This is a genomic window from Acinetobacter sp. NBRC 100985 (assembly GCF_000241225.1).
GTDB classification, from domain to species: domain Bacteria; phylum Pseudomonadota; class Gammaproteobacteria; order Pseudomonadales; family Moraxellaceae; genus Acinetobacter; species Acinetobacter venetianus.
This window is the reverse complement of sequence record NZ_BAEB01000026.1, coordinates 32,166-55,325: the sequence shown is the minus strand read 5'-3', so window position 1 is coordinate 55,325 and position 23,160 is coordinate 32,166. Positions and strand designations below refer to the sequence as shown.

The 23,160-nt window shown below is 39.0% G+C and carries 21 protein-coding genes and 1 pseudogene; 9 read left to right on the top strand and 13 right to left on the bottom strand.

What is annotated here, in order from left to right; translation table 11 throughout:
- Positions 1-308: 308 nt before the first annotated feature.
- The 4 genes and pseudogenes from ACT4_RS10830 to ACT4_RS10815 form a co-directional block, all read right to left on the bottom strand.
- The gene (locus tag ACT4_RS10830) at positions 309-863 is read right to left on the bottom strand and encodes a peptidylprolyl isomerase (RefSeq protein ID WP_007482201.1); all 555 of its coding nucleotides are present in this window, start codon (positions 861-863) and stop codon (positions 309-311) included.
- Between the two features lie 137 nt (positions 864-1,000).
- On the bottom strand, positions 1,001-2,071 hold the full coding sequence (locus ACT4_RS10825) for an alpha/beta hydrolase (RefSeq protein ID WP_007482199.1): 1,071 nt from the start codon (positions 2,069-2,071) through the stop codon (positions 1,001-1,003).
- Positions 2,072-2,430: 359 nt separating this feature from the next.
- Complete coding sequence (locus ACT4_RS10820; protein WP_004882185.1) at positions 2,431-2,673, bottom strand: hypothetical protein; 243 nt, start codon at positions 2,671-2,673, stop codon at positions 2,431-2,433.
- Between the two features lie 381 nt (positions 2,674-3,054).
- Positions 3,055-3,919 (bottom strand): annotated as a pseudogene (locus ACT4_RS10815) (MBL fold metallo-hydrolase).
- Positions 3,920-4,025: 106 nt separating this feature from the next.
- Between ACT4_RS10815 and ACT4_RS10810 the strand changes: the two are divergent.
- From ACT4_RS10810 to ACT4_RS10795, 4 genes are all read left to right on the top strand, one after another.
- Positions 4,026-4,919 carry a LysR family transcriptional regulator gene (locus ACT4_RS10810; protein WP_007482193.1) on the top strand — a complete coding sequence of 298 codons (894 nt, stop codon included), beginning with the start codon at positions 4,026-4,028 and terminating at the stop codon, positions 4,917-4,919.
- Positions 4,920-5,078: 159 nt separating this feature from the next.
- A complete protein-coding gene (gene grpE, locus ACT4_RS10805; protein WP_007482191.1) occupies positions 5,079-5,624 on the top strand; it encodes a nucleotide exchange factor GrpE in 546 nt (181 codons plus the stop codon).
- Between the two features lie 144 nt (positions 5,625-5,768).
- Positions 5,769-7,715 (top strand): molecular chaperone DnaK, encoded by a 1,947-nt coding sequence (gene dnaK, locus ACT4_RS10800; protein ID WP_004882189.1) that lies wholly within the window; start codon positions 5,769-5,771, stop codon positions 7,713-7,715.
- Positions 7,716-7,816: 101 nt separating this feature from the next.
- Entirely contained in the window at positions 7,817-8,269 is a 453-nt protein-coding gene (locus ACT4_RS10795) for a hypothetical protein (protein ID WP_007482190.1), read from the top strand.
- A 110-nt stretch (positions 8,270-8,379) separates the two neighbouring features.
- On the opposite strand, the gene ACT4_RS10790 is transcribed toward ACT4_RS10795, so the two are convergent.
- Positions 8,380-9,249, bottom strand: coding sequence for an MBL fold metallo-hydrolase (locus tag ACT4_RS10790; RefSeq protein WP_007482188.1), 870 nt, complete (start codon positions 9,247-9,249; stop codon positions 8,380-8,382).
- A 123-nt stretch (positions 9,250-9,372) separates the two neighbouring features.
- Here ACT4_RS10790 and ACT4_RS10785 point away from each other — a divergent pair, with 123 nt between their 5' ends.
- The 4 genes from ACT4_RS10785 (at position 9,373) to ACT4_RS10770 (ending at position 13,309) form a co-directional block, all read left to right on the top strand.
- Positions 9,373-10,284 carry a matrixin family metalloprotease gene (locus tag ACT4_RS10785; protein WP_007482186.1) on the top strand — a complete coding sequence of 304 codons (912 nt, stop codon included), beginning with the start codon at positions 9,373-9,375 and terminating at the stop codon, positions 10,282-10,284.
- 341 nt (positions 10,285-10,625) lie between these two features.
- Positions 10,626-11,537 (top strand): matrixin family metalloprotease, encoded by a 912-nt coding sequence (locus ACT4_RS10780; protein WP_007482185.1) that lies wholly within the window; start codon positions 10,626-10,628, stop codon positions 11,535-11,537.
- Between the two features lie 362 nt (positions 11,538-11,899).
- Positions 11,900-12,805, top strand: a complete 906-nt coding sequence (locus tag ACT4_RS10775) for a matrixin family metalloprotease (protein WP_034604976.1) — start codon at positions 11,900-11,902, stop codon at positions 12,803-12,805.
- A 120-nt stretch (positions 12,806-12,925) separates the two neighbouring features.
- The gene (locus ACT4_RS10770; RefSeq protein WP_165593500.1) at positions 12,926-13,309 is read left to right on the top strand and encodes a hypothetical protein; all 384 of its coding nucleotides are present in this window, start codon (positions 12,926-12,928) and stop codon (positions 13,307-13,309) included.
- A 45-nt stretch (positions 13,310-13,354) separates the two neighbouring features.
- Here ACT4_RS10770 and ACT4_RS10765 read toward each other — a convergent pair whose 3' ends face one another.
- The 4 genes from ACT4_RS10765 to ACT4_RS10750 form a co-directional block, all read right to left on the bottom strand.
- Positions 13,355-14,650 (bottom strand): lytic murein transglycosylase, encoded by a 1,296-nt coding sequence (locus ACT4_RS10765; RefSeq protein ID WP_007482181.1) that lies wholly within the window; start codon positions 14,648-14,650, stop codon positions 13,355-13,357.
- 624 nt (positions 14,651-15,274) lie between these two features.
- Complete coding sequence (locus ACT4_RS10760) at positions 15,275-16,396, bottom strand: 5-(carboxyamino)imidazole ribonucleotide synthase (protein ID WP_007482179.1); 1,122 nt, start codon at positions 16,394-16,396, stop codon at positions 15,275-15,277.
- Positions 16,397-16,407: 11 nt separating this feature from the next.
- Complete coding sequence (gene purE / locus ACT4_RS10755; RefSeq protein ID WP_004882201.1) at positions 16,408-16,920, bottom strand: 5-(carboxyamino)imidazole ribonucleotide mutase; 513 nt, start codon at positions 16,918-16,920, stop codon at positions 16,408-16,410.
- 136 nt (positions 16,921-17,056) lie between these two features.
- Complete coding sequence (locus tag ACT4_RS10750) at positions 17,057-17,407, bottom strand: DMT family protein (RefSeq protein WP_031234702.1); 351 nt, start codon at positions 17,405-17,407, stop codon at positions 17,057-17,059.
- Positions 17,408-17,643: 236 nt separating this feature from the next.
- On the opposite strand from ACT4_RS10750, the gene mpl reads away from it, so the two are divergent.
- Positions 17,644-19,005: a UDP-N-acetylmuramate:L-alanyl-gamma-D-glutamyl-meso-diaminopimelate ligase gene (gene mpl / locus ACT4_RS10745; RefSeq protein ID WP_007482176.1), complete on the top strand. Its 1,362-nt coding sequence runs from the start codon at positions 17,644-17,646 to the stop codon at positions 19,003-19,005.
- A gap of 233 nt (positions 19,006-19,238) precedes the next feature.
- Here the strand turns inward: mpl and ACT4_RS10740 are convergent, their stop codons facing one another.
- Genes ACT4_RS10740 through ACT4_RS10725 form a run of 4 tightly spaced genes read right to left on the bottom strand, consistent with a single transcriptional unit; the run spans position 19,239 to position 23,063 of the window.
- Positions 19,239-19,982: an SDR family oxidoreductase gene (locus ACT4_RS10740; protein WP_007482175.1), complete on the bottom strand. Its 744-nt coding sequence runs from the start codon at positions 19,980-19,982 to the stop codon at positions 19,239-19,241.
- Between the two features lie 19 nt (positions 19,983-20,001).
- Positions 20,002-20,700, bottom strand: coding sequence for a histidine phosphatase family protein (locus tag ACT4_RS10735; RefSeq protein WP_007482174.1), 699 nt, complete (start codon positions 20,698-20,700; stop codon positions 20,002-20,004).
- Positions 20,697-21,818 (bottom strand): phosphotransferase family protein, encoded by a 1,122-nt coding sequence (locus ACT4_RS10730; protein WP_007482172.1) that lies wholly within the window; start codon positions 21,816-21,818, stop codon positions 20,697-20,699. Before ACT4_RS10730 ends, ACT4_RS10735 begins: the two co-directional genes overlap by 4 nt.
- A 12-nt stretch (positions 21,819-21,830) precedes the next feature.
- A complete protein-coding gene (locus ACT4_RS10725) occupies positions 21,831-23,063 on the bottom strand; it encodes an acyl-CoA dehydrogenase family protein (RefSeq protein WP_007482170.1) in 1,233 nt (410 codons plus the stop codon).
- Positions 23,064-23,160 lie beyond the last annotated feature (97 nt).

The following is a 23,160-nucleotide window of genomic DNA, read 5'->3' as shown; positions in this document are numbered from 1 at the left end:
GATCAACTAGTAAAAATCCACACAAGTTGTTCTTCTATTCTCTTAATGATCTCTTTATCGCCTCGTCAGCGATAAATAAAACGCAATAAATATTTAACAACTTAACCGTAAAGCTAAGTTATTTTTGCTTCATTGCGTCGGGATGTGTGCATTATAGGAGATTTTTTTTGGTGCGCAAGCTTTTTTAACTCTTTGCTTTATCAAGTGTTCTTTTTTTACACACAAATAGCTTTAAAAACACCAAAATAAAGCAGCAAATAATTGAAATAAAAGCAGAAATATATTTTTAATATTTCTGCTTTTATATTTTATTTCTTATTCTTTATCTGTACGCTGATAATTTTAATTGGTTGTTTAGGTACATTTTGATGCATTCCATAGTTTCCTGTTGGTGCATTTACGATTTTATCGACAATCTCCATCCCTTTCGTTACTTTGCCAAATACAGCATAGCCAGCGTCCATATTCGAACGATTTAGAAAGTTGTTATCGGCTACATTAATGAAGAATTGGCTTGTAGCAGAGTTTGGATTACTAGTGCGTGCCATTGCCAAAGTACCACGATTATTTTTCAAGCCGTTATTTGCTTCATTCACAATTGGAGCTTTTGTTGTCTTCTCAATCATATTGGCATCCAAACCACCACCTTGAACCATAAATCCTGGGATGACACGATGGAAGATCGTTCCTGAATAAAAATTACTTTTTACATAGTTCTCAAAGTTCTTTGCAGACACTGGCGCTTTATCATCAAACAATTCGATTTCAATATTGCCCATACTGGTTTTCATATCCACCATCGTATTTGCAAATAAATGGCTACTCGCCAAAATTAGAGCTGTTGTAATGAACAGTTTTTTCATGATTGCTTTTCTCTGTACAGAAATAGATTTGTTGTAGCGAGTCATCTTAGTTTTATCAATCTATTTTTGCTATTTCTATTTGTTATCTTCTGAAAACACAAAACCGATGTTTCACGTGAAACATCGGTTTGAAAGTATTAGTGATGCTTATCCCAAAACTTTCTGAAGTTCTTAGCTATCTCGATCGTATTTCGTTTAGCCTTGCTCGAAATTGGAGTTAAATTAATAAAACCGTGAGTTTGTTCAGGGTAATCGATGTATTGCACTTTAACACCGCTTTGTCTGAGCTTATGGCTATATATTTCACCTTCATCATGCAGTAAGTCATGTCCAGCAGTAATCACATATGCTGGCGCAAGCTTTTTAAGACTGCCATAAGTTGGAGAAATAAGTGCGTCATCCAAAGCAACATTGTGCTGCGTTGCATAATAATCTGTAACGTAATCTACATCTTTACTTGTTAACACCAGCCCTTCCCCATATGCATAAAATGAAGGATGTCGACTTTTGAAATCGACAACTGGATAAATAAGTAATTGTGCTTGCGGTGCGTATGACTTACCTGCGGCGTGCTGTGCAACAACAGTACTGATGTTTCCACCTGCACTATCGCCAGCAACAGCAATACGGTTTTTATAAATTTTCAACTGACGGCGGTTTTGATAAACCCATGCTAATGCATCTTCACATGATTTGATTAGGAGTTGCGGCGACACTTCTGGCGCAAGTGGATAGTCAATACTTAAGACTTGTACTTTTGCATATTTGGCAATAAGTCGACAGGCTTCATCATGAGTATCTAAACCACCGACAACAAAACCTCCTCCATGATAAAACACAATCATTGGAAGTTTTTTATTTGGTGCAGGATGATAATGTCTTGCGAAAACAGTTCCACTTTGTAGTGGTAAGCGAATATCTTCAACTGAATCAATCGATGTTGATTTATTTAAAATCGCCAACATTTGCGCATCGAATTGTCGGCGTGATTCGATTGGATCATCTCCAATAAAGCCAATGCGTCCTTGTTTAATCTGAACAGCCATAAGGCATTTGGTAAATGCATCCAAATCTGGATATTGATACGGATAGCCTAAAAGTTTAGCGAGGGATTCTTGTACGATCTTGGGCAGCTTATCAAGTGCTCGTGCAGCAGGACCTTGTCCTTTATCTAAAATTGTTTGAATTTTTTGAGGTAATGCTGTCACTGTCGTCCCCTTCTCTCACTCTGTCCATAATTCTTGTTCTCGTTGACTATATGCTTTTATAAAGTCATAGATCAAGAATAAGATTTCAAAATATGTCGTACGCTAAAGGGCTATTCTTTAAAAGTCATTAACCATTATGCTTATTCGATTTCGTTTTTTCTGCCAATTAACAACAGATTTTAATGCTTTGTTTAGAAATTATAAAACCAGAACTGAATGACTCAACTCTGGTTTTATAGCACTTAAAAAGTGTCATTTTTATGAATAAAGTCGCTATGCATGATATATAGCAGTACATCTATAAATTGATTTTTGGCATCTAACATTCAATCTATTGCAAGCCGACTTAGCATAAAAATTTATTGGCCTGCTGCATCAGCACCAGCTGAGCCAGATACTGAACCTGAAATATCTGCTGAAGCACCGCCTGGTTGAACATCTACAGACGTACCAGCTTGTACACCAACACCACCTTGTACGCCTGTTGGGCCTGCACTAGTTTGAGCTGAACCAGAAGCATCTAAACCACCTTGAGTCGAACAACCCACAGCTGTGAATGCAACACCAGTTACAACCATAGAGATCAATGCTAACTTTTTCATTGTGTATTTCCTTTCATTATGACAAATAGCAAAGTTATCTTTGCGTTGCCTATCATTCACAATTTTTTCTGCTGGCGTGATGCGGATTAGTAGCGGTTTGTTATTTATACAGCGTGCTTTTGCAACTTTTATTTAATCAATTAAAAGCAGATTTCACATATTTTTCTGATCATAAAAATTGGCTAAGCACTTATCTATTCATAACTTTTTTTGATATAAACTGAATTTATTAAAGAAAAAATCGAACATCTTCATTTTTTATAATTTATATAAACCTCGTAGAACATACCCAAAAGCTTACAATTACAAAGAATAGGTTAATAGTTACTTTAATCTAAATAAAAGCCGCAATCAGAAGATTACGGCTTTATTAATTTAGGCTTAAGGCCACTGCATCTCACCTTTAACAACTTTAGCACCTAACTCAAGGCTACTTGTTTCAGTCAGCGTTGGATATTTCTGTTGCATGGTTTTAATCAACACTTCTGAGTTTTTGCTAGATTTAACGGCTTGTTCGTATTGCTTTAAATAATCAATTGAAAAGTTCACCGCATTTAAACCTTCAGCAGCACCAGCCTTCATATGTGCAGGAACAACAGTTTGCGGTTTAAGTGCTTTGATCGATTCCAATGTTTTGATCACTTCAGCACGATCTTTCGTAGTTGGGGTATCTGCTGTCCAAAGGTGAATACCTGAAGATACTGGAATGCCGCCAACCACTGCTTTTACACTTGGAATCCATAAATAAGTCAGTTCTTTTTGACCCTTGATTTCGATGGTTTCATTCTCAAGTTTTAATGTTTTGGCTGTGTATGCTTGTGGAACAATAATTTTGCTTGGAGCATTGGCACCCATTTTTTGGACCCCAGTAATCCACTTTAAGTGCTTGCGTATCCTGAATATGTTTAACCGTTTCAGGCGTAGCAATGATTTGTACATTCGGGAAATATTGTTTAAATACATCTAAACCAAAATAGAAATCTGGATCACCATAACTCACAAAAATTGTTTTCAGCGTTTTTCCACTGTCCAGAATATCCGCTGCAATACGAAGCGCTTCTGATTTTGAAAATTGAGCATTGACCAACAGGACTTCTTTATCCCCTTCAATCAAGGTAGAAGTGACACCAAAATGCTCAGGCTTCGCTAAAAAGTTTTGGAGTGTTAAGTCTTGGGCAAATGTCGTTGATGCTGCTGTTAATGTTGCAATGGTTGCGAATGCAATTGCATAAGGATTCATTTTCATATGTTGTCTCCGATCTGATAGGAAACACTTTAAATTGCAATTATTGCTAAATAAACCCACTAAATTAAGATAAAATGTTGCATATCTTGCAACAATCAAAATAAATATGGATACCTTAAAAGCCATTCAAGTCTTTGTCTGTATTGCACAACAAGGCAATCTCAGCAAAGCTGCAGAACATTTAGACTACTCTAAAGCAATGGTGTCGCGTTATTTGGAACACCTTGAACAAACATTTTCCACTCGACTGTTTCAACGCAATACTCGCAAAGTTTCACTGACGCCTGCAGGTGAAAAAGCACTGGTGTATTGTGAAAATATTTTACAACAACAACAACTCTTGGAAAGTTTAGCAGCGCCAGAACAACATAGCGGTACTATTCGTTTTACGTGTGGCTTGTTCTTATTTCAATTGGGTGTCAATGAATGCATCAAGCAATTTAAAAAACGTTATCCGCACATTCATTTTGATGTGTATTTAACTGAAAATACCGTTGATCTCATGGATGCCCAAGTTGATCTCGCACTTAGGATTACGCAAAAAGTTGCTGATGGACTGATTGCTCGCCCTGTCTGCCAAATTGAATCTGTGTTCTGCGCACATCCACATTATTTAAAAGATCACCCTCCTCTCTCTCATCCCAGCCAATTGATTCAGCATGAATGTATTGCTCATCATACCCACAATCAATATTGGACGCTTTTTGATACAGATCAGCAACCACAGAACTATCCGTTAAATGTTACGTTTAAGAGCAATGATGTGATCGCGCTCTATCAGATGTGTCTCAAAGCGCAAGGTGTTTCCATGCTACCGACTTTGTTAGTACGTCAAGATTTTGCCGAGCAGCGCTTAGAACGAGTGTTTACAGATTTTTCTGCGCCCGATCTCACCTTGTCTTTGGTGTATGCATCAAGACAACATTTACCGAAAATAACCCAAGAATTTATTGCTTTCGTCATCGAAAACTTAAGTTTTTACTTAAATAAGCAAAATTAAAAGATTTAAATCGACCTGAACGCTTGAATTTTGTCGCGTTGCCCATACTTCATCCGTATCTATGAATGACCTATACGTGGCAGTTCGGGTTTGACCCTATGAGCATCAATGCCAAAAGGACTGTACATGTTTGAGAACTTTTTTAAACGGAGATCATCAATGGCTAATGAGCACAATGAGCAAGCTCAAGACATTCAAAATGAGCAACAGACTGAACAAACTCAAGCTGAAGGTGTAGAGCAAGCAAACGAGCTTAGCGTTGAAGATTTACAAGCGCAAATCACTAAACTCGAAGAAAGCTTAAAACTCGAAAAAGCACGTACTGCCAATGCCGTTTACGAAGCACAGAAAAGTGTTGAACGTATTCAACGTGAATCAGAAAAGCATAAAGACACTGTGCTTGAGAAATTTGCGAAAGAGCTATTGGATTCTGTCGACAATCTTGAACGTGCGATTCAAGCAGCTGGTGCAGAAGAAACACCTGTATTAGAAGGTGTAAAACTGACTTTAAAATCGTTGCTTACAACGCTAGAAAAATTTGGTGTGGTCGAAGCAGACACAAAAAATGGTTTTAATGCAGACCTTCATCAAGCGGTTGGTATCGATCCAAATGCTAAAGCGAATGAAATTGGTACGGTTTTACAGAAAGGCTATACCTTAAATGGTCGCCTACTCCGCCCTGCAATGGTCATGGTCGGACAATAAATCCAGTATTTTGAGAGTTTTTCAGTTTTTTTTCATAAAAATGCTTGAAAAAAAACGATTGACTCTCATATCGAATAACAAGCAAATCCCCTTTACCGAAAAGCATATGAGGGGGATTCACAAAATTTTAGAGGAACACATCAAATGGCGAAAATTATTGGTATTGACTTAGGTACTACCAACTCATGTGTTGCTGTACTTGAAGGCGACAAAGTAAAAGTAATTGAAAACGCAGAAGGCGCACGTACAACTCCATCGATCATTGCATACAAAGATGGCGAAATCTTAGTTGGTCAAAGCGCTAAGCGTCAGGCTGTAACAAACCCGAAAAACACATTATTCGCAATCAAGCGTTTAATCGGTCGTCGCTACGAAGATCAAGCAGTACAAAAAGACATCGGTCTTGTACCATACAAAATCATCAAAGCTGACAATGGTGATGCTTGGGTTGAAGTAAACGATAAGAAACTTGCACCTCAACAAATCTCTGCTGAAATCTTGAAAAAGATGAAAAAAACTGCAGAAGACTATTTAGGTGAAACAGTAACTGAAGCAGTCATCACTGTTCCTGCTTACTTCAACGATGCACAACGTCAAGCAACTAAAGATGCAGGTAAAATTGCAGGTCTTGATGTTAAACGTATCATCAACGAACCAACTGCTGCTGCACTTGCGTTCGGTATGGACAAAAAAGAAGGCGATCGTAAAGTTGCTGTTTACGACTTAGGTGGTGGTACTTTTGACGTATCGATCATTGAAATCGCAGACTTAGATGGCGACCAACAAATCGAAGTATTGTCGACTAACGGTGATACATTCCTTGGTGGTGAAGACTTTGACAACGCATTGATCGAATTCTTGGTTGAAGAGTTCAAGAAAGAGCAAAGCGTAAACTTGAAGAATGATCCACTTGCGTTGCAACGTTTGAAAGAAGCTGCTGAAAAAGCAAAAATTGAGCTTTCTTCTTCTAACGCAACTGAAATCAACCTTCCATACATCACAGCTGATGCGACTGGTCCTAAACACTTAGTGATCAACGTAACACGTGCGAAACTTGAAGGTTTAGTTGCTGACTTAGTTGCTCGTACGATTGAGCCTTGCCGTATCGCGCTTAAAGATGCTGGTCTTTCAACTTCTGAAATCTCTGACGTAATCTTGGTCGGCGGTCAGTCTCGTATGCCAATGGTTCAACAGAAAGTTCAAGAATTCTTCGGTAAAGAGCCACGTAAAGACGTGAACCCTGACGAAGCTGTAGCGATTGGTGCTGCGATTCAAGGTGCGGTATTGTCTGGTGACAAAAATGACGTTCTTTTATTAGACGTAACACCTTTAACTTTAGGTATCGAAACAATGGGCGGCGTATTAACTCCGATCATTGAGAAAAACACCACGATTCCTGCGAAGAAATCTCAAGTGTTCTCTACTGCTGCTGATAACCAACCAGCCGTAGACATTTCGGTTTACCAAGGTGAACGTAAAATGGCTCAACAAAACAAATTGTTGGGTAACTTCCAATTAGGCGATATCCCACCTGCTCCACGTGGCGTACCGCAAATTGAAGTATCATTCGACATTAACGCTGACGGTATCTTAAAAGTATCAGCAAAAGATAAGAGCACTGGTAAAGAGCAATCAATCCAGATCAAAGCAAACTCAGGTTTGTCTGATGCTGAAATCGAAGCAATGATCAAAGATGCTGAAGCAAATGCTGAAGAAGATCGTAAGTTTGAAGAACTTGCTAAAGCACGTAACGAAGCTGATGCACTAATTTCAAGCTCACAAAAAGCGGTTAAAGATCTTGGTGAACAAGTTACTGCTGAAGAAAAAACTGCGGTTGAAACTGCGGTTTCTGAACTTGAAGCAGCAACAAAAGAAAATGATGTTGATGCAATCAAAGCGAAAACTGAAGCGTTACAAAACATTTTGATGCCGATTACACAACGTGCTTATGAGCAAGCTCAACAAGCAGGTGGTGGCGCTGAAGGTTTTGATCCAAATGCATTCCAAGGCGGTGATGCAGGTCAACAACAAAAAGCGGACGACGGTGTCGTAGATGCTGAGTTTACTGAAGTAAAAGATGACAAAAAATAATTTGTCTCTTTAAAAAAACCGCGCTTATGCGCGGTTTTTTATTGAACTTAAAATTGATACTGGGTATATTGACCAAAATTTTTATATAAATATTTGAGAATATGGAAAAAATAATTAAGTTAACTCTTTTAGCAACAAGCCTATCGATGATGATGCTTTATCCAATTGGAAACCTTATTATCATATTACCCTCAACCCCTTTACTCTATCCTTTAAATTATCTGCAAACATTAGGTATCGATGCCAACTTTGTCCTTGGATTTCTCATTGCAATCATTTTCTTGAAAATACTATCAATACCCCAACGCTACCCTTTTGGGATGGGTTTTATATTCTTGATCTTAGGCTTATTTAGCTATATTGCCTTTCAAGTTTATAAGTTTGAGATCAGCTTATATGCTTTTAATCATCGCAATGAAAACCCATATAATATTAAATATTTAATTGAATTTATTATATTTCTTTTTAATTTTATAGGATTAATTTTGGTCTACCGTTCAAATCTACCAAAATCTATTGAATTGGAATGCCAGCAACAAATAACAAACGAATAAATCCTACCTTCATTAAAAAATTACATAAAGAACCAAATCGGAAGAGGACAGAAATTGATGAATTAAAAAACTGTGCTTATGCACAGTTTTTATGTTTTAACCTTAATAGGTTAGTCAAAATACAGTTCACCCAAAATTGGCATGAACAAAGGCATCACACCACTATCTTTAATTTCTTGTATAAATTCGGGGATATTCACGCCAGGCAATAATTCTGGTGTTTGGTCAATCGGTGTCACCATGGTATCCCAATGACACGGAATAATGTATTTCGGTTTGAGTAGCCTCACCACATCTTTAACATAATTCGGGCGATATTTACGTCCAATCGCGCATAAACATACAATATCAGCCTGTCTGCCCTGCAATTCCTGCTCAATAAAATCGGCTGAATCGATATGTACCACACTCAGTTTGCCAGTATCAATCCACCAATTAAACACTTGCCCATGTCGCAGATGGTTAAATTTTGGTGGATAAGGGGGTGGTGTGGTCATATCACCAGGCAATGGTATACGTCCAAAAAGGGCTTTACCATGAATCGAAGATAAACCGACAACTTGCCATTTTCCACAGTCAATCACTTCCTTCCCTTTCGTTTCTAGCATTTGCTGTTCCGACAAACCTGCTGAGCGTCCATACATTAAAGTGGCCTGTGAACCAATTAAACGTGCACCCGTTTGTTTACACACTTCTGGTGCATCTAAAATATGGTCATAATGCGCATGCCCAATCAACACATCATCTGCCTTGGGAATATACCGTTTCACTAATACTGGGTCACTTAATAAAGGCTGGGTAAAAGTCTGCCATAAGCCTGGACGACTAATAAAAGGGTCTAAAACCAATATGCGATATTGGTCTGATAAAATGAATCCTGCTGTCCCCAAGTATTTAATTTTTAAATTTTCAGCTTTTGCCTGAGCTGGAGAAACTGCATTCCATGTAGGATCTGGCGTTTTAAGTAAGTATTTCAACATAGATATTCCTTAATATTTTTCAGTACTGCCCTATTTTTGTTATAGTTTGATCTACTTAACGTTAAGTCAACATCTGATCTTCAACGAATTTATATTAGTTTATTTAGAAGAATATAAAATACAATGACTCGTGTTTTGATTTTATCGGGATTAATTCTATTCCTATTCTGGTCAGGCTATCAAACTCGCCAGCACCCCCAACTCAAATTTAATTCGCTCATGATGCGTATTGTTCATCCTTTGGATCATCGGCTACGTTATCGTATTGCTGAGGTTGACCCGCGTTTTAAACTCAGTGTTGAGCAGGTCAAAGTGATTAGCCAACAAGCGACACAAGTCTGGAAAGATGGCACTGGAAAAGATTATTTTGTCTATGATCCCAATGCACAACTCAGCATTCATTTAATTTATGATGAAAGACAATTTGAAAGTGAACAACGCCGAGAACATTTGAGCCAGCTCGAAACAGGTCAACGACAATGGCTGGATAAGAAGCAACGACTTGATCAAACTGAACAGGAAATTCTGAATAATAAACAGTTTCTCGATTTAAAACAGCAACAACTCAATCAACAAATTCAGCAATATAATCAAGAGCAACTGATTGCTCAACAACGCCCTGCATCCATAGTTGATCGGGACTATTTTCAACGAAGACAACAAGCCTTACAGGACAATATTCAACAAGTACAGCAAGAAATCACCCAATACAATCAGAAAATTAGCACTTTGAATCAGCAAGTTGATGAGTTAAATCAATTAAACCAACAGCTTGATCAGTCTGTTCACCAATATAAACAACGCTTTCAACCACATTTATTTCATAAAGGGTTATTTAATGGTAGAGAAATTCTAATCTATGAATTTGAATCCGAAGATGATCTACGCTTAACGCTCGCACACGAGTTAGGTCATGCTCTTGGGCTACAACATGCAAATGATCCAGCCGCGCTCATGTACCCATTAATGAAAGATCAAAATGCTGAAAATTTTCGCCTGACCCAAGCTGATCGTGAGCTTTTAATCAACCGATAGCATGGATAAAAGTGAAAGTTTTAACCAAAAAGTGAATTATTTCTCACTCTTTCTTTTATTTACAAAAAAACAACAAAAGTGATTTTTATTGATTTTCTCCCACTCCTCTACACTTTTAGCCAATCAATAAACTACAAGATTTTGATCTATATCATTTTATTTAGAATAAAAAGACATAATATATTCCATCTCAGTTTTATTTTGTTGTGTTATTCACAGCATTCATTTTTTTATTTTATGGAAAAAAGTCACACTTTTAAACCTTGTTTATTAAGTAGATAGCGTTTTGACGGCAAAATAATATTGCTCAAAAATAAACCTTATTTGGGGGAGTTTGGCTCATGCGCAAACAAGGTTTAGCCGTTTTAGTTGCATGCTTATGCATGGGTCTACCCAATCTAAGCTATGCCCAAAATGCATCACATACAGCGGGTTCACATACACAAGAATCTATGCAAATGCCATTGCATTACCGAATTGCAGACATCGACCCACGCTTTAATTTAGATAACCAACAAGTTTTAGAGCTTACACAGCAAGCGGCGAAAATTTGGGAACAAGAAACAGGACAAAAAAACTTTATTTATGATCCACAAGCTGAATTTACGATTAACTTTGTTTACGATGAACGCCAACAACATAGTAAAAATCGTGTAGAGAATTTAGATCAGCTCAATCAACAACAACAACAATGGGAAAATCAAAGGCTACAACTACAACAAGTGAAAGATGAGATCCAGAAAATGACGGCGCTCATAGCAAGTAAGCAAACCCAACTGACCTCTCAGTTTCAACAATATAACGCTGATGTACAACGATTTAATCAACTTCGTTCTTCATCTAAGCAAATGGCTGATCAGCTCGCACAACGCCAACAAGAACTACAACTTCAATCAAATTCTTTAAAGCAAGAAATAGCTCAACATAAACAAAAAACTCAACAATTAAACCAAGCAATTCAAAGCCTAAATCAAAATAATAAACAATTAGTGTTATCAGCAAATCAATTTAACAAAAACTTTCAACCTCGTTTATTTCATAAAGGCCATTTCAACGGTAAACAAATCTATATTTATGAATTTACATCTAAAGAAGATTTACGCTTAACACTGGCTCATGAACTCGGACATGCGCTCGGTTTAGAACACACAGATGATCCAACGTCTATCATGTATCCAGTCATTCAAAAACAAAACTTACAAAAGTTTGAACTCACAAAAGCGGATCAAGAACTGGTACGTGCAATGAATTAAATAACAAGTCATCGCACGACTGTTCGTTAAACGGAATTTTTCACCAAACGGTATATTTATTAAACAAACAAACTTTTATTTTACATGAAAAATAAAATATTAATAAATTTTCAATTTCACATAAAATACTAAAAAATTCGATATGTATAATTCAAAATAAATGACTGTGTTTCATGTAAATTTCGTCTAATTCATAATCAATACTCGAATTTATGCTCAATTTAAAGCTATATTTCTATATATACATTTATCTTTATTTTATGGAAATATTGTATAAATTGATGAATTACTCTCTTTTTTATAAGTTTGACTACTAAACATATCTGATTAAAATACGTCCTTTTTCAATTTTATCTCCCTGTATGTACCCCTTTATTTTTATGTTGGCTACATGTTTTTTAATGCTGCTCTCTCCTTCAGCTTTAGCTAAAGTTTCTTCTAGTTCAACATCTCCTCAGATTCGCTACAGTACAGAGAATCCTTTACGCTATCGAATCGAAGAGCTAGACCCGCGCTTAAATCTCAACAAACAACAAGTAATCGAGCTAAGCCAACAAGCTGCCGCAATCTGGTCAAAAGACACAGGACAAAACTATTTTGTTTATGATCCTTCAGCAACATTTGTCATAAATTTAGTATTTGATCAACGTCAGATACGCAGTATAAAACGCGCTGAGAATTTACATCAATTAGAAAAACAGCAACAAATTTGGCTCGATCAGAACCAACAATTGCAAATACTTAAACAGCAACTGCGCTATGCTGATACACAATTAGAATTACAAAAAACCGAATACCAAGCACAAGCGAAATCCTATCAAACCGCTATAGAACAACTGAATGCTGCTCACTCTAAAAAGACATTGGCAAAAAAATTTCAAAAGCAACAACACGCACTTGAAAGTCAAAGCCAGCTTTTACAAGCACGTATCTATGATTACAATCTAAAAGTGCAACAACTTCAAAAACAATCCGAAAAATCGAATCAATTACGTCAGCAACTCGTTCAGTCAGTCGATGAATTTAACCAGACATTTAAGCCACAAGTACTCCATAAAGGACAGTTTGATGGTAAGCAGATTTTTATTTATGAGTTTTCATCACTGGATGATCTACGCCTCACTTTAGCTCACGAGTTTGGTCATGCTTTAGGTCTGAAACATACTCAAGACCCAAAATCTTTAATGTATCCAAGAATTAAAGAACAGGATGCTAAAGACTTTCAGCTGACCAATACCGATTTAAAACTGTTAGGCTTTGCTGACTAAATTTAGTAGATAAATCAACTAAATTACAGAGATGATGTTTTTAAACTTAGGTAACAAGAATGGGTCGCTTATTTTGTTTTTTTCATGTTATTGTGTTGATAAAACATCATCTTAGTCTTAATGGAGAACAACATGAGTTACTATCATATTCTCATCGAAGTGAGCGACCATATCAGTACGATTGAGCAAACTCGTGATGTTGAAATCATGGACATTCAAGACATTAGTCCATATCTCCATTCTATTTTAATTCCTTATTTCAACGAGCAAGAGGTTGAGCTCGAGGATGAAAATGTTGGTTATGATGAAATTCTACATTTAGAAGTAAAACAAACTTTATTACCGATTGAACATTTAATTGAAGAAGAACAAAAACAACTCCCAAGCGATACTGATGTCACTATTTCAGCTTATGAAATCTTTAATGATCGCGATCTAAGTCAAGATGTGACTGCCGTCATTTTTGATATTTTAGAAGCAGTTAAACTCGACGCTGCACCTTAAAATAAAAAGGTCTGCTTCTGCAGACCTTTTTATCATCTCTTAGATTTATTGCATCATTTCTTTTGCCTGTTCTTGGCGGAAAGCTTGCAAAATTTGTTGTCCTGCACGGCCTGTTGGATTTAATCCTAAACGAGTTTGTTCTTGGCGAATCGCTTGACGACTTTTATCACCAATCAATCCATCTACAGCACCAATATCGTAGCCGCGTTTAATTAAAAACTGTTGAATTTCACGACGTTCCGCACGAGAAGTCCCTGCATCATCGGTTGGCCAAGCCGTTAAAAATGGTGTCCCACCTTTCAAACGATCTGATAAATGTGCAATCGCTAAACCATAACTTTCTGCTGCATTATAGCTGTAAATCGCGTCAAAGTTTTTAAATACCAAGAAAACTGGCCCGCTTGCTCCTGCTGGCGCAATCAATCCCGCTGGTGTACTGCCAGATAAATTTCCTTGAATTAAAGCAGTGCCATCTGCACGGGTTACCCCTTGTGCAATCCAATGATTTAATGATTTTTTATTACGACGACTTTCGCCTGAAATCGACATCCCTTGTGGAATTTTTACCTCGAAGCCCCAAGGCATTCCCGTTTGCCACCCTGCTCGTTTTAAAAAATTCGCTGTCGATGCCAATGCATCTGTGGTACTTGAAACCAAATCACGGCGACCGTCACCATCAAAATCAACCGCTAAACGCTCATAAGTTGATGGCATAAATTGGGTATGCCCAAATGCACCCGCCCACGAACCATATAATTGATCTTGTGTTAAATCGCCACGTTGTAAAATACGCATCGTTGCAAAAAATTCACCACGGAAATAACTTTGACGGCGGCCTTCACAACTCAAAGTACCCAATGCTTGTAATAAGGGATATTTACCAGAAATATCACCATAGTTACTTTCCACACCCCAAACGGCCACAACCGTTTCAGCAGGTACACCATATGTCTGTTCTACCCGTCGAAGCACATCACGATGTTGTGCAAGTTTTTGCTGTCCAGCTTGAACACGCTCGTTATCAACCAGACCCGATAAATAGTCCCAGATCGCCGTAGAAAACTCAGGCTGATAATTTAATTTATCAATGACGGAATAATCAGGCATTAAATTTTGCGTGTAACGATCATAAGTCGCACCCGATACGCCAGATGAAATGGCTTGGGAACGCAAATTGGCAATACATGCTTGGAAATTTGAGTTTGGTGAATAAGTACTGTTAGATAGTGCTGTTGTTGTCGGTGCTGACACCGTTGCACCATTAATAACAAGCTCTGCATGAGCTTGGTTGAAAAAAGCAAATAAGGCAGTGCCTATAAAAAAAGAAAAATGTTGTTTCATGTCTAAAACCAGAATTTTTAAATTTAAATTTCTCCCTCACCATAACATGCCACTCCCAGATGTATAGTTTGGAAACGTAAATTTGAATTCATTTCTTGTCTTTTAAATTTAAAACACAACTTTTAAATTCATAATTCGATCTAATTTTTAAATTCAAAATAAAACACATCACTTTTTTAAATTCAAAACAACACTCAACCACTACTCACACTTTAAATTCAAAGACCAAGCTCACAACACTCATGCTTTTGAATTCAAAAAATCAAGCTCTTTTAAATTCATTTCAATTTAGCCAAAACATGAAAAACAATAGATTGTTTTTTTAATTCCTTATATTTCAAAATACTAAGATTAGTTAAGGAGTTATCCATAAATGAAAGTTTAAATTCAAAACACAGATTTAACTATGCTTTTAAATTTAAAAACATCCTCTATTTTTGAATTTAAAACCGCAAGCTTAGAAAGCAAACTTATTTGAATTCAAATTTAGGGTCATACTTTAAATTCAAAATTGCAAATAAAAGTTATCCACAAAATCAAACTACAAGCTTTTTAAATTTAAAAATGGACAGACAATAAAAAAGCGATCCTAAGATCGCTTTTTTTACGGCATTGTGGATAAGTTTAGAGACTCATATCAGCCGTCAATGCTAAAGGAACAGGTAAAATCTGTGCTAATTGACGGCATAGACCTGTTAAATCATCCGAATTATTTGGCATCAAGGTAATATGGCCTAACTTGCGCCCAGTACGCTCTGACTTATTATAGAGATGTAAATGTGCACCTTGCAGCACTAATACATCTTCAGATTTTGGATGTTGACCAATAATATTGATCATCACCGTTGGGCGAACCACATCAGTTGAGCCCAAAGGTAAACCCGCCACAGCACGAATATGATTTTCAAATTGCGAGCAAATCGCGCCTTCAATCGACCAATGACCTGAGTTGTGTACACGACATGCCATTTCATTGGCATATAAACCTTGCTCAGTCACAAATAACTCGAGTGTAAGAACACCGACATAATTTAAGTGGTTCAACAAACGGGTAATATAATCTTGCGCAACAGGTTGCAGATCTGTGCTATTTGGCGCAGGTACAATCGAGTGTGACAAGATGCCATTATGATGATGGTTTTCAGCAAGCGCCCAAGTTTTGACATCACCATCTTGACCACGAACTGCAATAATCGAAACTTCACGACTGAATTTCACAAAACTTTCAGCGATCAAGCTTTTCGCCGGACCAAGTTCAGCCCACGCTGTATCAATCTGATCTCCTGAACGGAGAACAAATTGACCCTTGCCATCGTAACCACCTGTCACCGTTTTCAACACGATTGGTAAACCTAGATCTGCCACCGCTTGTTTTAAGCTGTCTAAGCTATCCACAGCACGATACGGCGCAACAGGAATATTCAATTCATCAAATAAGGATTTTTCAGCCAAACGATTCTGAGCAGTTGCCAAAGCAAGGCGAGGAGGGTGCAGCGTCTTGGTTTGTGTCAAAACATCTACATCAGCCACAGGGGTATTTTCAAACTCAAGGCTGAAAACATCCGCACTCGCAATAAAATCCTGTAAACCTTGCTCAGTTTTACTTGAAAAAACTGGACCTAGGATCGCTGCTGGGCAGTCTGTTTCTGCTTCAAAAAAGCTGCATTGAATATTAAGCGGTAACGCTGCTTGCGCCATCATGCGTCCAAGCTGACCGCCACCAAAAATGCCAATGGTTTTATTCATGATCAGCTCCGTTAAACTTGACCAGGAATGTTATTGCCTGACACTTTTTCGGTTTGAGCAGTACGGAAGTCAGCAACATTTTTAGCAATTTCAGGACGCGTTAAACCTAAGATTTGCGCTGCCATAATCGCAGCATTGGTCGCACCTGCTTGGCCAATCGCTAATGTTCCTACTGCAATACCAGCAGGCATCTGTACGATTGAAAGCAATGAATCAACGCCATTTAAAATTGAAGATTTAACAGGAACGCCAAGTACAGGTAAGTCAGTTTTAGCTGCACACATACCCGGTAAATGCGCTGCACCGCCAGCACCCGCAATAATCACTTGAATACCACGGTCACGTGCTGTTTCAGCATATTCAAACAAACGATCTGGTGTGCGGTGCGCAGAAACCACTTCAGCTTCGAAAGGTACACCCAATTGTTTGAGCATATTTGCAGTATGTTCGAGTGTTGCCCAATCCGATTGAGAACCCATGATAATCCCGACTAAAGGTTGGCTATCTGTTGCGACCGCATTCATTGGCTTTTCCAAAACATGATAAAAATAGAGAAGTATCTCGACTTGCGCCAAGCACGAAGGAAGAAATTGGCAAATATTATAGCGTTTTTTTCAATCATCCCCAACAAAAGAACGCTGCGAATGATTTCGAATCAAATTAGCTTTGATTGCGGAAAACAAAGTAGACACAACCCAATAAACATAGCATCGCCCAGACGTAATCTAGCTTGAATGGTTGTTTGAATAGAAAAATCATAAAGGGAACGAAGACAATTAGCGTTACCACTTCTTGGGTGATTTTCATCTCACCCAAACTCCAGCCATTTGCATTAAGCAGTTTGGTTGCTGGAATCATAAAACTATATTCAAGTAGGGCAATACACCACCCAAATAAAATGGCTTGCCAAAGAGGTGCATGATGCAAAAATTTTAAATGCCCGTACCACGCTAAAGTCATAAAACAATTGGAAATGATAAGGAAGCATAGCGCTATAAGAGTCGGGCTCAAAGTCTTATCCTTTTAGAAAAATTCAGGCTTTAAAATGTGCCTTGCAGGGTATGGGAAGATCATCCAACAGACCTTATATTTTATCATTTATTCGCAATCTGATTCCTAAACAACAACAACGAATTTTGACTATCTTTTCACTGCAAGCCTTGCTATCGTTGCGATTGATTTTTATTGATAATGACAAATACAGACACCAAGTTGTGCTGTATCAAAAGCAGTGGAGTAGGCGAGTTATGCATCTGCATATTTTGGGTATTTGTGGCACATTTATGGGGTCTCTGGCTCTATTAGCACGAGATTTAGGACATAAAGTCACAGGTTCAGATGCCAATGTTTATCCGCCAATGTCTACCCAACTCGAAAATGCAGGCATTGAACTGATGCAGGGCTACGATCGTAGCCATTTACAACCCCATCCTGATCTCGTGATTGTAGGTAATGCCATGAAACGCGGCATTGATGCCGTTGAATACATGCTTAATGAAGGTCTACCTTATATTTCAGGCCCGCAGTTCTTGGCTGACCATGTTTTACAAGGCAAACATGTACTCGGTGTTGCTGGTACTCATGGTAAAACCACAACGACCACGATGTTAGCTTGGGTACTCGATCAAGCAGGTTTAAATCCTGGATTTTTGATTGGTGGTGTACCGCTTGGTTTTAGCGAAAGCGCACGTTTAGGTGGTGGCAAATACTTCTGTGTAGAAGCAGATGAATATGATTCTGCGTTCTTTGATAAACGCTCTAAATTCGTTCACTATCATCCTAAAACTACGATTTTAAATAACCTTGAATTTGACCACGCTGACATTTTTGATGATCTTGCTGCAATTCAAAAACAATTCCATCACCTTGTGCGTACCATTCCAAGTGAAGGTCGTATTATTGCACCAATCACTGAAACTAATATTGATGAAGTACTGGAGCAGGGCTGTTGGACGCCTGTAGTTCGTACTAGCCTTGAGCCGAATGATCAAGCGGCTTTATCTGCTGAACTGATCAGTGCCGATGGTAGCCACTTTAACGTGCTTGAACATGGCAATGTAATTGGTGAAGTGAAATGGAATATGACAGGACAGCATAGCGTTGCTAATGCATTAGCCACTATAGCAGCGGCTCAGCATGTCGGTGTTAGCCTTGAGCAAGCTTGCGAAGCCTTATCTAACTTCGGTGGTGTGAAGCGTCGCATGGAGCTTTTGGGAACGGTTCGTGGTATCGAAGTCTATGATGATTTTGCCCATCACCCAACTGCCATCGAAACCACACTGGACGGCGCACGTAAACGCTTAGGTGAACGTAAACTGTGGGCGATTATCGAGCCTCGTTCAAATACCATGCGTATGGGCAGCCATAAAGATGGTTTGGCGCACTCTGCGCGTTTAGCAGATGAAGTGATTTGGTATCAACCTGAAGGCTTGGATTGGGATTTACAGCCTGTCATCTCTGCATCATCAAACAAAGCCGAAGTCAGTCGTTCACTGGATGAGATCATTGCTCGTGTAGTCAATGAAGCAGGTGAGGGTGATGCTGTGGTGATCATGTCAAATGGCGGTTTTGGTGGTTTACACCAAAAGTTGATTACGGCTTTATCTTAATCGAGCTTTTCATAATTTTAGAACGGTATTCACTATCGTGACAGGCGGCATGGATGCCGCCCGTTGGACTGTGGTATAGGGATATACCATCAGTCCAACAAAAGATTTTTGTTACTTTTCATCTTTGAAAAGTAAGGAAATGCCTATATCCAAATATGTTAATGATTCAGCTTATATTATGAGGCTGTGAAATCTTGCCAATTAGAGATATATCTAATCCATTTTAATGGCAATCAACTCAATTTATTCACAAGTTTCAAAGGCAAAATCTTCATTGCAATGCCCATTGGCAGCCACGGCCACTGCGGTACATAGGCCTTCACAGGTTCTTTCTCAATCGCTTTCACCAACGCCTTAGACCCTGTTTTCTCATCCACCTCAAACGGTAACTTCTTCGCACCTTCATTTAGCTCAGTACGAATATAACCAGGGAAAATCGTCGAGACTTTGATTGGTGTATGCAACAACTCGGCACGAATGCCCTCTGCCAAATGCGCAACAGCTGCTTTACTTGCGGCATAAGTCGATAAATGCTTTGGCAAGCCGCGCATCGCACTCATCGAAGAAATCACCACCAAATGCCCCTTATTTTGTGCTCTAAAGATTTCAATCGCTGCTTCGCATTGTGCCAGTGCTGAAATAAAATTGGTTTCCGCTGTAGCACGATTCACGTCAAAATGACCTTTACCAATACGGCGACCATCACCTACACCCGCATTGACAATAATGCGATCAACACTGCCAAATTCTTGCTGAAAAGCTTTAAAAACCGTAAAAACATCATCGTAATGAGTCACATCAAGCGTCTTAATCTTGACCTGAATAGAAAACTGACTTTGCAGCTCTTGTTGTAATGCTTCTAAACGTTCCAAACGTCGTGCACACAACGCCAGATTGTAGCCTTTGGCAGCAAACTCTCTTGCCATACCTGCACCTAGACCTGAACTTGCACCTGTAATTAAAATTGTCTTTGCCATGCCTGCCACCTATTTTTATTTAAATCCATGTTAAAAGTTCAGCATCACGTGCTTTTAAATAATGATGCTCATTAAAGCTGAGTAATTGCAAACGACCATCTACCCAACGCAGTGTTGTGACGCTGGCGTTGGCAATCGACCAATTCAATGCAAAAATCTGTTTCGCATTCAATCCCAAGACCTTGCCCACAGCCACTGAAATGACACCACCTGAGCTAAATACTACGGCTTGTTTGTGTCCTATTACATCAATGTTGGCACAAAGGTTTTGCAAAGCCGTTTCTACACGGGTCTGAAAGGCTAACCATGTTTCATGATATTCATGGTCATATTGCTCTCCAATCCAGCGGTCAATCGCGCCATCAAAAATTTTAGCCAGATAGGCACGTGGATTGGTAACTTGAGCGACATCTTGCTTCAATAATTCAGGTTGATTAAAACGCGGCTCGTACTGAGCAAACACATGCTGATGATCAAACTCATTCCAAGCAGACTCTGTTTGCACCACAATGTCTTGAAAACTCTGAGCCAGAGCCAACTGCGCGGTTTGTTGATGACGCTGCATTGACCCAGCAATCACAAGCGGAGTATGTTTTAGTGTTGATTGAAAGAAATCACCCACCACCTGTGCTTGCTGCTCACCTTTGGCAGATAGTTGATCATAGCTTGCAGCCCCAAACGAGGCTTGCCCATGTCGCACTAAATAAATCGTGCTCATCGTTTTAAAATATCCTGTAATTTTGCTGCATATTCAGGGATCAACTGCTGTGCTTCTACATTATTTTCTGCAATGAGCTTTAATGCTCGAATATGTAAAGCGTGGATCATAATCCAAAAGTCTTTAAAAGCTGGATTATCAGTTTGTTGATGGTAATAACGATAATATATTTGCTGAGCAATCACAGCTAAACGGAACAAACCAAACACTTCATAAAATGCCCAGTTGTCAGGCTTCAACCCTGTTTTTGCCAAATAGTAATCGACCACTTGCCGACGTGTCAGCATACCTTTTAAGTTAGTCGGCTGACGACGGCTGGATTTCATCAGTGCGTCATCATCATCTTGAATCCAATAGGCGAGGGCACTGCCCAAATCCATGAAAGGATCACCTAAAGTTGCCATTTCCCAATCCAATACACCAATCACTTTCGTAGGCTGCTGTGGATCTAAAATGACATTATCAAAACGCCAATCATTATGAATCACACAAGTTTTAGAGTCAGCAGGGATGTACTGCTGTAACCACTGACGTACAAAAGCAAAATCAGGCACATTCGGTGTTAATGCTTTTTGATAACGTGTATCCCAGCCTTCAACCTGACGGCGGCAATAACCTTCACCTTTGCCAAGTTTTTCCAGTTCTGTACCTTGATAAGGCACTTGATGCAACTCAATCAATTTATCCAAAACATTGAGACAAAGCTGCTGCACCTGTGGCTCATCAAGTTGTAATTCTTTGGGTAAATTGGCACGCGGAATAATGCCTGCAATTCGCTTCATCACATAGAAATCACAACCAATGACATGTTCGTCTTGGCACAATGCTACCATTTCAGGCAGGACAGGGTAGAACGGTGCAAGATGTTTCTGCACGTTATATTCACGTGCCATGTCATGTGCTGATTTGGCTTTGGTTCCCTTAGGAGGACGACGCAAAATCAAATCGACATTGTCATATTCAAGACGATAAGTCCAATTCGATGCACCACCTGAATATTGGGTTACCTGTGCTTGACCTTGCAAGATGACACCCTGATCTTTCAACCATGTTTCAACCGCAGAAATATCCAGTTCTTCACCGTGACGAACTTGTCCACCCACATCAATTACTGTCATTTGCTTATATCCTTATCCGCGACCATAACCACGTTTTTTTAACTCTAATTTAGCAATCATGCCTTTATGCACTTCGTCAGGTCCATCAGCTAAACGTAAACTGCGTGCTTGATTAAAGAATGCAGTCAGTGGAGTATCTCGTGACACACCCTCACCACCGTGAATTTGAATCGCCATATTGACGACATTTTGCAACACAGTTGGCGCAACCACTTTGATCGCTGAAATCTCGGTTAACGCCGCCATATTCCCCAAAGTATCCATTTTATAAGCTGCATACAGGGTCAATAACCGAGCTTGGTCGATTTGCACGCGTGCTTCAGCGACACGTTCCAAGTTACCCCCGAGTTTAAGAATTTCTTTCCCAAAGGCTTTACGTGACATGCCTCGATCAATCATCAACTCTAGCGCTTTTTCTGCTGCGCCTATACAACGCATACAGTGATGAATACGTCCAGGTCCTAAACGCCCTTGGGCAATCTCAAAACCTTGTCCTGCACCGCCGATAAAGTTACTGACATGCACACGCACATTGTCAAAATTGACTTGCCCATGTCCATGTGGCGCATCGTAATCCCCAAAAACTGGAAGCATTCGCTCAATGCTGACACCTTGTGTATCAATGGGTACGAGTACCATTGAATGTTGATGATGACGATCTTTGCTTGGATCTGGCGTATAGGCCATGAAAATAATCACTTTGGCATTTGGATCACCTAAACCTGACGACCACCATTTACGACCATTCAGGACGATTTCATCACCATCAATCACAGCCGTTGCTTGCATATTGGTGGCATCACTCGATGCAACCGCAGGTTCAGTCATACAGAACACTGAACGAATTTCAGCATTCAATAGCGGATGCAACCATTGTTGTTTCTGCGCTTCACTACCATAGCGCCATAACACTTCCATATTGCCGCTATCGGGTGCATTACAGTTAAAAACGGTCGGCGCAAGTAAACTACGTCCTGTGAGTTCGGCAATATGTGCGTATTCCTGAACCGATAAACCTACGCCGAGTTCTGCATCAGGCAAAAACATATTCCATAAGCCAGCTGCTTTGGCTTTCGCTTTGAGTTGTTCAAGTTGAGCTGGCCATTGCCATTTGGTCCAATCACCATCGACATTTAAACAATGTGTTTCATCCCAAAATGCTTTTTCTATTGGTTCTATTTCTTGTTGGATAAATGCCTGTGCGCGAGCAATAAAATCCTGTGCACGTTCAGATAATGCAAACATCATCATCTCCCTAAATGAAAAATTTGGCGAAAAACACTTCGCTGCTTTACATCACCATAAGCGAATATTTATTATGAATGAAATGATTTTATTTTAT